This is a genomic window from Alteromonas mediterranea DE (assembly GCF_000020585.3).
Taxonomy (GTDB): Bacteria; Pseudomonadota; Gammaproteobacteria; order Enterobacterales; family Alteromonadaceae; genus Alteromonas; species Alteromonas mediterranea.
The window spans coordinates 4,084,946-4,098,641 of record NC_011138.3; the positions used below are offsets into that span (position 1 = coordinate 4,084,946).

Genomic DNA, 13,696 nt, shown 5'->3' on the forward strand with positions numbered 1-13,696 from the left:
TGTAAACAGCTTGATAATTAATCTCATGGTTAATGTTGACAAGCAATCTTAAACGATTAAGATAAAAGTTAACAGAATTTAAATACCCTGTAAACCCGTTAATTTGGATAGGTTGATTTGACGTACATTTTCGTCACACTTTGGAGTTATCTATGAGCTATGCTGCTGACAGTGGTGTATGTTTAGACCGCATCTTGGCATCGACCGATTTATCTGCGCTGACAAAGAAAGATGCGGCTACGTTTACGCGACGTTTGAAGGCCCACTTCCCTCGCCTTTTCGAGAAGTATACTTTTGTTTATGGCCATCAGTACGACTGCTATTTTCATTTACAAAAGCTTGTCGAATTATTAAGAGACGGGCTAAAAAGTCGAAAGCCTGCGCTTAAGGCGCTAGACAGTCAGCGTTTAAAAACGCCCTTGTGGTATCGCGATGAAGAGCAAGTAGGCATGGCCTGTTATGTCGACTTAATGGGCCCCACGCTAAACGACCTGCATGAGAAAATTCCATACTTCAAAGCGCTCGGTGTAACCTACGTACATCTAATGCCTTTGTACGATGCGCCTAAAGGTGACAGTGATGGCGGCTATGCGGTGTCGGATTATCGCAAAGTAAACCCAAGTCTCGGTACGGTTAAAGATTTAGAGAAGCTTACCGCGGCCCTTCAAAAAGAAGGGATTAACGTGGTACTAGATTTTGTGTTTAACCACACGTCAGACGAACACGCCTGGGCGAAAGCAGCACTATCTGGCGATAAGCAGTATCAAGACTACTACTACCTGTTCGACGACAGAAGCATCCCCGACCAGTACGAACACACCTTAAGAGAAATTTTCCCTCAGGTGAGAAGAGGCAGCTTTACTTTCAATGAGGCAATGGAAAAGTGGGTGTGGACAACGTTTAACAGCTTTCAATGGGACTTAAATTACAGTAATCCTGAAGTGTTCAATGCCATCACATCGGAAATGCTTTTTCTTGCGAATTTAGGGTGTGCCGCCTTACGTTTAGATGCTTTGGCGTTTATTTGGAAAGAGATGGGCACTAACTGTGAAAACCAAGAAAAAGCGCACGTGCTTATTCAAGCGTTTAACTGCTGTTTGCAAATTGTAGCACCGGCCGTGGTATTTAAGTCGGAAGCCATTGTTCATCCCGACGAGGTACTTAAGTACATTGATAAAGACGAGTGTCAACTGTCCTATAACCCGTTATTAATGGCTTTGCTTTGGAACTCGCTGGCAACGCGTAAAACGCGTTTGCTTACAAATTCAATGAAGAAGAGTTTTGCTATTTCAGATGACTGCACCTGGGTTAACTATGTGCGTTGTCATGACGATATTGGATGGACATTCGATGACGCAGTGGCTAGCGAATTAGGTATAAACTCCTTTGACCACCGCTACTTCCTCAATCAGTTTTACACAGGCCGGTTTGAAGGCAGCTTTGCTAACGGTGTGCCTTTCGCAGAAAACCCGTCAAACGGCGACTGCCGGGTTTGTGGCTCGTTAGCATCGCTATGTGGTTTAGAAGGGGCGATAGAAGCCAACGACCCACAGGCTATTGACGAGGCAGTAAAGCGGATGCTGTTACTTTACGGTATTACGTTCAGTATTGGTGGTATTCCATTGCTTTACTCAAGTGATGAAATTGCAAAGCTTAACGATTACAGCTACCGACTCGACGAGACGAAAAGTCACGATGACAGATGGGTAAATCGCATTGCCGTTCATAGCGAAGATACAGCCTTAGCTTTAGGCACAACGACGCCTGAGAACGAAGCTCAAACTGCTAGCCTTCAAGTGTTTGAAGGGCTGAAGCAAATGATTGCTATACGCAAGCAACATGCTATTTTCGGCCAGTCAAAAACGCACATATTAGATACGGATAATCAACATTGTTTTGCGTTTTTACGAGAAAATACAGAAGGACAAAAGCTACTTGTCATCTGTAATTTCAGTGAACATCCACAATCGTTGCACCGCAGCCTTTTGGCAACACTTAAACAATCAGCAAGTAAAGACTTGCTAACTGACGAGACCGTTGATATGGAGTCTTCACCGCTCGAACTCGCACCTTATCAACAAATGTGGTTGCAGCCTGTCTAATATTCTTAATAATACGCTCAGTTGATTGCTGGCATTATCCAGTAATTGACTGAGTTATCCCATTGCAGACACATTTTATTTCCCCTTCCATCAATAACTTAACGAATACCCCTTTTTTTTCACAGGCAATAGAAGAAATTCACACTATACTTTTGGATAATAGAAGTAAGTTTTCGCACGCTGAATAGGTGATGCTTAGATTGAAACCCGCTTAAAGCAAAAGGAGCAACAAAGCAGCGAAAAAAGGAGTAATACCGTTTGCTCTGGTTTGGTTCTTGCAGTCTTCTGTTTTTGCTATTTATGACAACGAAAGACTAAGACTACCGCTAGTGGAAGACGCAACGGCGTTCGGATTATGTCATATGGATATGTTTATCATGGTAACGGATAAAACAATGGAAAGTGATCGCACTTTGGAATATATGTGCCCCTACTGTGGCGCTATTAATAGTTTTCAATTAAATTGCGTTCGAGATATGTATCACGAGCAGCATGAATCATGTAGCTGCTGCAAAAAAATGCTAAGTCTCACCCCAGCCGATGGAATTGGAGGCAGCATTAATCTTATCGTCGATGAGTCGGATATTGAGAATGTAATAAAGTGAACGTCTCTTCTTATGGGGCTTAGAAATAAAAAAACCGCTGAATCCAGCGGTTTTTTTTAATGTTAGCAACAAATGTTTGTTAACGGAAAAACTCTCGTTTAAGTTCACTTTCCGTTAAGAAGCGGCCACCTAATGCAGACGTTTTGGTATATGAATTGGTATCACGGATCCCTCTCGCTTTCACGCAATAGTGGGTCGCATTAATACTTACGGCCACATCGTCGGTATTCGTCAATGTCTGCAATGCTACTAACACTTGCTGTGTTAAGCGTTCTTGCACCTGAGGACGCTGAGCAAAGAAACCCACTAACCGATTTATTTTCGAAAGGCCAATAACCGTGTTTTTCGGAATATAAGATACCGTGGCCGTACCATCGATAGTTACAAAGTGATGCTCGCACGTGCTTGTAAGGCTAATGTCAGAGACCTGTACAGGCTGGTCGATCTGCATTTTGTTTTCAATTGCCGTGATCTTAGGAAATCTGCGATAATCCAACCCGCCAAAGATCTCATTAACGTACATTTTCGCTATGCGCGTTGGTGTATCACATAAGCTGTCGTCCGTTAAATCAAGGCCAAGCGTGTCCATTACATCACGCATAGCACTTTCTATGCGCTTACGTTTTTGCTCGTCTGAAAGGCCGTTGGCAACCATTGGGGTTTCTAAACCTTTGGCTTCTAATGCTTCTCGTACACGTTGCGCTGGCTCTGATATAGAGGGGTCTAGTGCATCGCGCACAATTACCGCTTCTTTTGCTAACATTGCTTTATCCGTTGTTACTGCTTTTTTTGAACTGATACGCCTTAATATTCGTAAAAGTTCGGTTATACGACAACATGACTTTTATTTAATGTTGTTGCTACCTTACGTGCTTCTAGCACAGAATAATAAAACTGATACCTTTTAAAAAAGAAGGACATTATCTTGAACTCACCTGTCTTAATCACAGGCGCTAGTCAACGTCTTGGCCTAGCCATGGCCGACTGTTTACTTGAACAAGGCCATCACGTTGTGGTGACGTACAGAACTCCCCGCTCAAGTATTACGATGCTTGAGGATAAAGGCGCTACAGTTTTACAGGCTGATTTTAGCACTGAGGCGGCTATTGATCGAGCAATTGATAAGATTAAGGCAATCAGTAAAACCTATCGAGGCGTTATACACAACGCGTCAGATTGGGCCCAAGAAAAAGACAGTTGCGATAAACACAGTTTAATAGAGCGTATGATGATGGTTCATGCTATTGCGCCCTATCGAATAAATCTGGCTTTAGAAGCCGCATTATGTTCATGCGAAGGCCAAGCCGACATTATTCATATGACCGACTATGTGCAAGAAACCGGCAGCGAAAAGCATATGGCCTATGCCGCTAGCAAAGCCGCACTGCATAACCTTACCCTTTCATTTGCGAAAAAATTAGCACCGCAGGTGAAAGTTAACAGTATCGCTCCCGCTCTGCTCATGTTCAATGAAGGCGATGACGACGCCTACAAGGAAAAAGCGCTGAAAAAATCACTGCTTGAAATAGTACCCGGCGCGAAAGAGGCGGTGAAAGCCATGAACTACTTGTTCGACAGTGACTATATAACGGGGCAGACGCTACACCTAAACGGTGGCAGGCATTTAAAATAAAATTGTCGATGCCCTTACGCGCAACAAGCGCTATCACTAATCGTCACCGCCAATTAATTTCATCACCATTTGCCTTGGTCTCGTGCTTGCCCATAGCTATAATCCGCACTCTATTTTGACGTGAATTGGAATTTTACTATGCAGGGTAACCGCACTATGGCGCCTGAATGGCATGATATCGACGCTGTTATGTTGGCATGGCCACATGCGCACACCGACTGGGCGCCGTGGTTAGAAGAAGCACGGGCTACCTACCTTAACGTGATTGCGGCGGTAAATCGCAGTAGCGCTGGCGTGATATTGTTGTGTGCACCTGATGATGTAGACAGCCTTGTATCTCGTTTACCTGAAAATGCACAAGTGCTTATTGTTCCTGCGTCGTACAACGACACGTGGATGCGCGACTACGGCTTTATTACTTGCAAAGACCGTGATGGTAATGGCTCGCCAGTAGAGTTTCGCTTTAATGGCTGGGGTAATAAGTTCAATGCATCAGAAGATAACCTAGCCAATCAACGTTATTTGGCCGCCATGTGTAAATCTGTGCTTCGCAGCAGCCCTGTCGTGGCCGAAGGTGGCGCTTTGGAAATTGACGAAGATGGCCATTTGCTGAGTACCGCACAGTGCTTACTTAACCCTGAACGAAATGGCGATATGTCGTTAGGTGCCTATGAAGATGCGTTTAAAGATATGCTAGGCTGCAGCAAAGTAACTGTTTTACAAAATGGACATTTAGAAGGGGATGACACCGACGGCCATATAGACACCATCGTGCGTTTTACCCCTAACAAAGGCTTAGTCATTCAGGCGTGTAACAATCGCCCTAACGATAGTCACTTTGAAGGGTTAAAGGCTTTATGTGATGAGTGTGCGCTTGAACTGCCTGAGCATAAGCAGTTTCATTTACCGCTGCCTTATATCGTAAATGATGAAGGTGATCGCCTGCCGGCATCGTATGCTAATTACTTAATTTGCAATAAATCTATTTTGTTACCGGTATACGGTGAAGAAGAAGACGCCGAAGCGATTGAAACGGTGCAGCAAGCGCACCCTGACCATATTGTTGAACCAATTGATTGCAGCGTACTCGTAAGACAATACGGTAGCTTGCATTGTATTTCCATGCAGGTACCCACAAATACGTTAAAAGATTCGATTATCACTACCCTAAAGAAAGGAGTGTCATTACATGCGCCCAGCTAAGCTAAAAGTTGGACTGGTACAACAGTCTGTTGCTGATAACGACAAAGCAACGAACTGGAATAAAAGTGCCGAGCAAATTGCCAAATTAGCGGCTGAAGGCTGCGAGTGTATTCTTCTTCAAGAGCTGCACAGCACCCTGTATTTTTGCCAACAAGAAGATACCGACGCCTTTGATTTGGCTGAGCCAATTCCAGGCCCAGCGACAGATTTTTTCGGTGAACTAGCTGAAAAACACAATATTGTGTTGGTGACGTCGCTTTTTGAAAAACGCGGTTCTGGTTTGTATCACAATACCGCTGTGGTGTTCGACCGCAGCAAAGAAATTGCGGGCAAATACCGTAAAATGCATATTCCTGATGACCCGGGCTTTTACGAGAAGTTTTACTTCACACCGGGCGATATGGGCTTCACGCCTATTGAGACCAGCGTAGGTAAACTTGGCGTATTGGTGTGTTGGGACCAGTGGTATCCAGAAGCGGCACGCCTGATGGCGATGGCAGGCGCAGATTTATTGTTCTACCCTACCGCTATTGGCTGGGATTTAACTGACACAGAAGAAGAGCGTACCCGTCAACACGGTGCATGGGAAACCATTCAGCGTTCTCACGCTGTGGCAAACTCAGTGCCGGTTATCGTGGCAAACCGCACTGGTTTTGAAGCATCGCCTGTTGAAGGTGACCCGGGCATTCAATTCTGGGGGCAAAGCTTTGTCGCAGGTCCACAAGGCGAGATTTTGGCAAAAGCCGAAGCTGAAGGTGAAACCACGCTAACCGTAGAGCTTGATATGGAACGTACCGAGCAAGTTAAGCGCATTTGGCCTTACTTCCGCGACCGCCGTATAGACGCCTACGACGAACTAACCAAGCGCTGGCGCGACTAACCTAAATTCTGGGGGGCAGAGTACTTTTTAGGCTCAATCTAGACAGTACGCTCTCCCCCGCAAGCGCGCCCGGACTGTTGCAGAAGGTGTCGGTTCATTTTCTTGAACTCAAGCTGTCGTGGCTGAAATGTACTCTGACCCCGTAATTTGCGGTGGGCTTACACTTTGAAGATGATGTTGTCGTAAAGCATAAAAACGTGACGCAAACGCTTGGGCAATAGCGTTAGCATGACGTCTTCGTCGATGTCTAAGCCCCCAGTGAATTGACCGAAGGCTGGCATCACAAATAAGCTCTCACTATTGGTAAAGCATTTGCCTGAATAACGACGGCGAGCAATGGTTGTTCGTTTTTTGGGGTGGTAGTGGCCGATTACCTGTGCGCGCTGTTCACCCTCGTCCGGTTCGTGCCTAAACACCATGCCATCTAGCACTATTTCAAAACATGACGTCCCCGGAATGCCCTCTGGCAAATCCGGGTCGTGATTACCTTCTACCCACATCCACTCGTTCACACTATCAACTAATCTGCATAAGTGCTGACGGTCATCAAAGGTCATGCGCGACATGCTGTGTTTATCGTGAAAACTGTCACCTAAGCTGATTACTTGCGATGGCTTATAATCATCGATGATGCTTTCTAGACGCGTCAACGTGGCGGTGGAATCTAAACTCGGCAACGGGTTCGCATAGCTGCGTAAATAACTGCCTTTTTCTAAATGCAGATCGGATACCACCAGCCAATCACATGCGGGTAAATATGCCACACCGCGCGCGTCTAACAGCCACAGGTAGTCTGCATATTTTGTAATAGTGATATGGCGCTGGCTTACTTTTTCGGTCAGCCATGTATCGCTTATTGCCAAAATTTCCTCTTTTGATCTTTGTTTGTGAGTTTTTATTACTGGTTTGAAGCTGCTCGTTCATTTAGCGGGACGAGGCTTCGAGCTTCCGCATTCTGACCGCTCTTATTGGTTGTGCAAGATGACAGGTGTTAACTGCGTTGCCAAGATATGAAAGCGAAGCTTAATGGTCGTGTTTATCTCTACCTTAGTCGACGCTAGCCCCTGATAGCAATGCACGAACTTCATCTAACATAGTTTCAGCTTCGGCATATAAATTAGCTTGCTCAATAATAGCCTGCGCCCCTGCGCCTTTCACTTGTTCGCTACGTACATCTAGTACAATGGGTATGGCCATAGGCGACGGTTTTTCAAGGTTCACTAACGTCGCTGAATCTACGTAGCGAATAAGTAAATTAGCGAGTCGTCGTAAATCCAGTAGCTCACGCTCTGCATCAGCTCGGGCCACTTTAAGTAAAATATGGTCGCGGTCGTGCTCACGCAATGTATCGTAAATAAGGTCGGTAGAAAACGTTACCTGCTTCATGGTTTTTTGGCTGGCGTGATAACGCTGCTCTGTCAGGCCGCTTACCACCGCCACTTGCCTAAAAGAGCGCTTGAGCATAGGTGCTTGTAGCATCCAATCTTCTAATTCATCACCTAAAATATCAGGCTGAAATAGCTGCTGCAGTTGCACTTGAGATATTGGATTTACCGATGCCACCGACAAGCCATAATCGGTCACGCTGAAGCTTAAAGGCTTGATACCCATTTTCTCCATTCGTCGCGTTAGCAACATACCTAAGGTTTGATTCGCTTTGCGACCGTCGAAGGTGTAGTACAAGGTGTAGTGCGCCTGTCTGAATGGAAATTGCTCCACTAGCACCTTTTCAGGGCTAGGTAACTGAGAAAACGCCTGCTGAAGTTTAAGCCATTCTTGAACTTGCGCGGGCAGTGTCTTCCACAACGTTTGCGTCGCTAAAATAGCGCGAACTCCTTCAGCCAAATAAGTAGACAAAGGCATCTGCCCACCTGCGTAGCTGGGTATTTTTGGCTCTTTGGCTTTTGCAGGCTTCGCATGAAGCTGCATGTCGCGAATAGCTTCAAAGCGCAGCACTTCTCCGCCAAAATAAAAGGTGTCTCCCGGCGTTAATTGCTGAGCGAAATACTCTTCTACTTCGCCGATAATCTTACCTTGGTTTCCCCTACGAATACGCTTTACTTTAAGTCGCCCCGCTTCAACAATAGTACCTATGTTCTGCCTGTGCCGTTGAATAACGCGGCGATTAGCTGGCGAGAAAGTGCCATCATCATTTCTTGCCAGGCGCTGATACCGCTCATAAGCATTAAGGGCACTACCGCCGTCTTGGGTAAACTGCCATAGCTTATCGAAATCATCTCTATCTAGCCCTTGATAAGGCGTGGCGGTAAGTATCTCCTGGTACAGGGTATCAGGGCTATCAGCTTTGCTACACAAACAGTTCAAGATGAATTGTGGAATAATATCTAGTGCGCCCGGCTGTGGGCTTTCACCATCTAGCTCGCCTTTTTCAATAGCGGTGATTGCTGCCTGGCATTCCAGCGCTTCAAAGCGATTTGCGGGTACTAGTAGCGCTTCGCTCGGTTCGTCGAGCCTGTGGTTAGCCCGCCCTATTCTTTGCAACAGCCTGCTCACACCTTTCGGCGCGCCCACCTGAATGACCTTATCTACGTCCCCCCAGTCGATACCGAGCTCTAGCGCCGAGGTACATACAATGGCCCGCAGCATGCCGCTGGCCATCATGGCTTCGGTTTTGCGTCTTTGCTCTTTACTCAAACTGCCGTGATACAGCGCAATGGGCAGCGCTGCTTTATTTGCCTCCCACAGCATTTGAAATAGCAGTTCAGACTGGGCACGGGTATTAACAAAAACCAATGTGGTTTGGGCATTTTCAATAGCTTGGTAGATATCGTCGATAGCATAGCGTGCCATAAATCCGCCAAAGGGCATGCGTGATTTGGAATGCAGCATTTCGACTTTCGGCTTCTCCCCCGCTTTTACTTTGATGATATTGGCAACACTGTCACTACCAGCCAGCCACGCTCCCAACGTTTCGGGAAAGGCTACGGTGGCAGACAGACCAATGCGTTTACAATGGGGAGAGAATACGCTTAATCGGGCAAGGGCTAACGATAAAAAGTCACCGCGCTTGTTTGCCATTAAGCTATGGGTTTCGTCGATAATAACCCGTTTGAGTTTACCAAATAGTTTATCAGCATCGGCGTAGCTTAACATGAGCATGAGCGATTCAGGGGTAGTGAGCAGGATGTTTGGCGGCTTTTTACGTTGACGCTGGCGCTTGTGCGAAGGCGTATCGCCAGTACGTGTTTCAGCCGTTATCGGGAGCCCCATTTCTTCAATAGGCTGTAACAAATTACGATGGATATCTTGCGTGAGTGCTTTAAGTGGCGAGATGTAAAGGGTATGTAGGCCGTTGAAACCACCTTTTTCTTTTCCTTTCTTTGCCTGTCTATCTGTAGCCTTTGTTTCGACGTGTTCGTCAGTTTCTCTCGAGCCAGAAAGCTGTCTCGTTTCAGAGACCTCAATTGGCGCCCCGTCATCTACCGTCTCGGCAAGCTCACTCATACCATATGTCTCAGCAAGTTCGATTAGGCTAGGCAAAAAGCCGGACAGGGTTTTGCCCGCTCCAGTTGGCGCTATTAATAATGTACAGTCGTGCTGGTCTTTTTCTGTCAGCATGGTTTGCTGATAGTCGCGTAATTGCCAGCCCTTTTGCTTAAACCATTTCGAAAAGGCCGCGGGAAGTGATGTCATTTACAGTTCTTGTTCACATTTTTAGCGTTTATACGACCAACCCTTAGTTAGGTTTACTCATGATCTCTTTAGTTTTTAGCGTTTGAGCGGCGTTAAGTGGTCGTTTTGGGGCCGTAAATACGTAGTAACAACAAACTTTTGTTAACGGATACGATTGATAGTGCATCCATCAACCTGGCTGAAAGCTGACGATACCGGCCTTTATTGTGAGCCTGGTGAGTTTTACATTGACCCAATGAATGAAGTGGCGACAGCGCTTGTCACACACGGCCACGCTGATCACGCAAGAGCTGGCCATAACAGTGTGTACGCAAGTTCAGAAACACTGGCCATTATGCAAACCCGCTACGGTGAAGATATGGCGATTCACCAGCACACTGTAGCAATGGGTGAAACCATTAATTTTAATGATGTAAAAGCCACTTTTTATCCCGCTGGACATATTCTAGGATCAACACAAATTTTAATTGAATACGGCGGTTACCGCGTTGTGGTCTCTGGCGATTACAAGCGCCGTCACGACCCCACATGCCCTCCGTTTGAAGTTGTCCCTTGCGATGTATTGATTACCGAAGCTACTTTTGGGCTTCCTGTCTTTAAACACCCACCTATTGAACATGAAATTGAAAAGCTGCTTCATTCATTACGCGTGTTTCCCGAGCGATGCCATCTAGTAGGCGCTTATGCACTAGGTAAATGCCAACGGGTTATATTAGCGCTACGTGAGGCGGGTTACACCAAGCCAATCTACTTACATGGTGCGCAGCTCAAGCTGTGCGATTTATACAAGCAATTAGGAATAGACTTGGGTGAGTTAATTCCGGTATCTGAGGTTGCAGATAAGAAAACACTAACCGGTGAGATAGTCATTGCGCCCCCTTCGGCACTCGCCGACAGGTGGTCACGAAGCTTGCCTAACGTGCGCCCGGTTGTGGCGTCTGGTTGGATGCAAATTCGCGCTCGCGCGAAACAAAAAAATGCCGAACTACCACTTATTATCTCTGATCATTGCGACTGGCCCGAATTGCTGCAAACCATTGAAGAAGTCAATCCGAAAGAAGTGTGGGTGACCCACGGCAGAGAAGACGCTTTAATGTATCAGGCAGAAAAAATGGGGTTTAAAGCCAGAGCATTATCGCTAGTTGGTTATGATGAAGAAGAGCAAGGAGGCGACTAGTGGAGGCATTCAGTAACTTACTTGAACAGCTTTATTACACCGCTGGAACCAAGGCAAAAGCGCAGCTTATCGCTGACTACATTACCAATACGCCAGACCCTGACCGCGGCTGGGCCACTGCCGCTATGGCAGGCACGCTGCGCTTCGATTTTTTCAAGCGCAATACGGTAAAGAAGCTTATTACCGAACACACCGACCCCGCCCTTTTTGCCATGAGCTACGATTATGTCGGTGAAGTGAGCGAAACCGTGGCCCATTTATGGCCGCATAGCGAGCCTACAGACTCGCTTCCAAGCCTTACGGAAGTGGTAGAAACGTTTGCGTCGGTGAGTAAGCAAAAGGTGTCTGACACCTTGGCCCATTATCTAACCATAATGACCCCTGCCCAGCGCTGGGCGTTACTGAAACTAGGGACGCGCGGTCTGCGCATAGGCGTGTCGGCTCGCTCTATTAAACAAATACTCGCAGATTACGGCAATAAAGATATCAAGGACATTGAAACCTTATGGCACGCGGTAACCCCGCCCTACGTGGATATGCTTTCATGGCTAGAAGGCAAAGCCGATAAACCCGATATTGAAAACGCGGTTACTTTTCACCCGGTGATGCTTTCCCACCCTATTGAAGATAGCAACATTGACGCATTCACTAAAGACACATGGCAAATTGAAAACAAGTACGACGGCATTCGTGTACAGCTCGTTGTTAAGTCAAATACAACCTTTGATGATAGACACAATAACAACCGTGCGCCCGATGAAGATCAGCCCGAAAAGGCGCTCTTCTCTCGGACTGGCGATGACATCAGCCACTCATTCCCAGACTTACTTGAAACCATAAATGGCAACATGGTGCTAGACGGTGAATTGCTTGTTATCCATAACGTGGAGGATAGCTATGACTCAACCGAAGGCTCAGCTAAAACAAGTGCAAATAATGAGAAAACGCTGAGTGATAAAAGCGGCTCACAGGTTTCGCTCGCCACACAGCCGGATGTGGACACCTTCAACGCGCTTCAGCAGCGCCTTAATAAGAAAAAACCAAGCAAAGCGCTACAGTCTTCCGCTCCTGTAGGGCTCATTGTGTACGACGCCTTAGTGCTTAATGGTGAGGATCTCACTGAAAAAACGTTGAAAGCTCGGCGCCAAGCCCTTGAAGAGTGGTTTAGCGAAAATAGTAACAACCGTTTGTTTCTATCAGAAACCCTTACCGCTACCTCCCCTCAAAGCCTTCGCAAGCTTCACACCCAAGTTTGCCAAAACCGTGCGGTTGAAGGGCTGATGATAAAGCGCCTTGATAGTAAGTACATTCCCGGCCGGCCGAAGGGCAAGTGGTTTAAGTGGAAGCGCGATCCGCTGGTTGTTGACGCGGTTATGATGTACGCGCAGCGGGGGCACGGAAAACGTTCAAGCTTCTATTCTGATTACACCTTTGGCGCATGGGAAGACAACCAGCTACTGCCTATTGGAAAAGCGTACTCCGGGTTCACTGACGAAGAGCTTAAGAAGCTTGATAATTGGGTAAGACGCAATGCCGTCGGCCGCTTTGGGCCAGTAAGAGAAGTAAAAAAAGAACTGGTGCTTGAAGTGGCCTTCGACGCTGCTCACCCTTCATCAAGACATAAATCGGGCGTCGCGCTGCGCTTTCCTCGCATTCACCGTATTCGCTGGGACAAGCCCGCTGATGAAGCTGACACGCTAGCCAACGTGAAAGCCTTGATAGAGCAATGACACTAAAAAGCTTTCTAAGTAGCGCAAAATCGCAGAGAATGGCTTAAGCAATAGAATCAGGCTTGGACCTGAAAAAACAAAACAATAGGAAGTCGCCATGCCTAAGGCCAGTGAAATTAAAAAGAATAACACCGTGGTATTTGACGGAAAAACTTGCATTGTTCGCGACATTGAACGCTCTGTTCCTCAAGGCCGCGCGGGTGGCAGTATTTATCGTATGCGTATGTACGACGTGGTCACCGGTGCAAAATACGACGAAACATTTAAAGACTCAGACACGCTGGATATGGCCGACTTAATACGTCGCCCTGCAATGTTTTCTTATATTGACGGCGAAGAGTATGTGTTCATGGATAAAGAAGACTATACACCTTACCACCTGAACAAAGACAGCATTGAAAACGAGGCGCTGTTTATCAACGAAGATACCGATGGCATTCAGGTTGTCATCGTTAGCGAAGTACCGGTTGCCTTAGACTTGCCCATGAGCGTTGAGCTTGAAGTGGTTGAAACCGACCCTTCCATCAAAGGCGCGTCGGCAACATCACGTACCAAACCGGCCACGCTTTCAACAGGGTTGGTTGTGCAGGTACCTGAATATATCAGCACCGGAGAGTGGATTAAGGTAAACACCGAAGAGCGTAAATTCCAAAGCAGAGCGGATAAGCACTAAGCTAGACTCAAACGGTGAGCGCGATAGCCTACCGCTCTT

Annotated in this window: 10 protein-coding genes; 7 read left to right on the top strand and 3 right to left on the bottom strand. The window is 46.6% G+C overall.

What is annotated here, in order from left to right; all coding sequences use genetic code 11:
- Positions 1-152 precede the first annotated feature (152 nt).
- Complete coding sequence (locus MADE_RS18100; RefSeq protein ID WP_023559950.1) at positions 153-2,102, top strand: alpha-amylase family glycosyl hydrolase; 1,950 nt, start codon at positions 153-155, stop codon at positions 2,100-2,102.
- A gap of 684 nt (positions 2,103-2,786) precedes the next feature.
- Here the strand turns inward: MADE_RS18100 and folE are convergent.
- Positions 2,787-3,470, bottom strand: coding sequence for a GTP cyclohydrolase I FolE (folE, locus tag MADE_RS18110; RefSeq protein ID WP_015068324.1), 684 nt, complete (start codon positions 3,468-3,470; stop codon positions 2,787-2,789).
- A gap of 162 nt (positions 3,471-3,632) precedes the next feature.
- On the opposite strand from folE, the gene folM reads away from it, so the two are divergent.
- The 3 genes from folM (at position 3,633) to MADE_RS18125 (ending at position 6,423) form a co-directional block, all read left to right on the top strand.
- Positions 3,633-4,340 carry a dihydromonapterin reductase gene (gene folM, locus MADE_RS18115; RefSeq protein ID WP_023559952.1) on the top strand — a complete coding sequence of 236 codons (708 nt, stop codon included), beginning with the start codon at positions 3,633-3,635 and terminating at the stop codon, positions 4,338-4,340.
- A gap of 138 nt (positions 4,341-4,478) precedes the next feature.
- Positions 4,479-5,543 carry an agmatine deiminase family protein gene (locus MADE_RS18120; protein ID WP_020744452.1) on the top strand — a complete coding sequence of 355 codons (1,065 nt, stop codon included), beginning with the start codon at positions 4,479-4,481 and terminating at the stop codon, positions 5,541-5,543.
- Entirely contained in the window at positions 5,530-6,423 is an 894-nt protein-coding gene (locus MADE_RS18125) for a carbon-nitrogen hydrolase (protein ID WP_015068327.1), read from the top strand. The genes MADE_RS18120 and MADE_RS18125 overlap by 14 nt, the downstream gene beginning before the upstream one ends.
- Positions 6,424-6,581: 158 nt before the next feature.
- On the opposite strand, the gene pdeM is transcribed toward MADE_RS18125, so the two are convergent.
- Both pdeM and MADE_RS18135 read right to left on the bottom strand, forming a co-directional pair.
- Positions 6,582-7,286 (bottom strand): ligase-associated DNA damage response endonuclease PdeM, encoded by a 705-nt coding sequence (gene pdeM / locus MADE_RS18130; RefSeq protein WP_023559953.1) that lies wholly within the window; start codon positions 7,284-7,286, stop codon positions 6,582-6,584.
- A 184-nt stretch (positions 7,287-7,470) separates the two neighbouring features.
- Positions 7,471-10,077: a ligase-associated DNA damage response DEXH box helicase gene (locus MADE_RS18135; RefSeq protein ID WP_023559954.1), complete on the bottom strand. Its 2,607-nt coding sequence runs from the start codon at positions 10,075-10,077 to the stop codon at positions 7,471-7,473.
- 160 nt (positions 10,078-10,237) lie between these two features.
- Between MADE_RS18135 and MADE_RS18140 the strand changes: the two genes are divergently transcribed.
- The 3 genes from MADE_RS18140 (at position 10,238) to efpL (ending at position 13,657) form a co-directional block, all read left to right on the top strand.
- Positions 10,238-11,254 carry a ligase-associated DNA damage response exonuclease gene (locus MADE_RS18140; RefSeq protein WP_041912781.1) on the top strand — a complete coding sequence of 339 codons (1,017 nt, stop codon included), beginning with the start codon at positions 10,238-10,240 and terminating at the stop codon, positions 11,252-11,254.
- Positions 11,254-12,984: a cisplatin damage response ATP-dependent DNA ligase gene (locus MADE_RS18145; RefSeq protein WP_023559956.1), complete on the top strand. Its 1,731-nt coding sequence runs from the start codon at positions 11,254-11,256 to the stop codon at positions 12,982-12,984. The genes MADE_RS18140 and MADE_RS18145 overlap by 1 nt, the downstream gene beginning before the upstream one ends.
- A gap of 97 nt (positions 12,985-13,081) precedes the next feature.
- Positions 13,082-13,657, top strand: coding sequence for an elongation factor P-like protein EfpL (gene efpL, locus MADE_RS18150; protein ID WP_015068333.1), 576 nt, complete (start codon positions 13,082-13,084; stop codon positions 13,655-13,657).
- The last annotated feature ends 39 nt before the right edge of the window (positions 13,658-13,696 follow it).

Bases quoted from the DNA above. Each gene is read 5' to 3' on its own strand.
- MADE_RS18100 (WP_023559950.1), top strand. From the start codon at position 153: ATGAGCTATGCTGCTGACAGTGGTGTATGTTTAGACCGCATCTTGGCA.
- folE (WP_015068324.1), bottom strand. From the start codon at position 3,470: ATGTTAGCAAAAGAAGCGGTAATTGTGCGCGATGCACTAGACCCCTCT.
- MADE_RS18120 (WP_020744452.1), top strand. From the start codon at position 4,479: ATGCAGGGTAACCGCACTATGGCGCCTGAATGGCATGATATCGACGCT.
- MADE_RS18125 (WP_015068327.1), top strand. From the start codon at position 5,530: ATGCGCCCAGCTAAGCTAAAAGTTGGACTGGTACAACAGTCTGTTGCT.
- MADE_RS18135 (WP_023559954.1), bottom strand. From the start codon at position 10,077: ATGACATCACTTCCCGCGGCCTTTTCGAAATGGTTTAAGCAAAAGGGC.
- efpL (WP_015068333.1), top strand. From the start codon at position 13,082: ATGCCTAAGGCCAGTGAAATTAAAAAGAATAACACCGTGGTATTTGAC.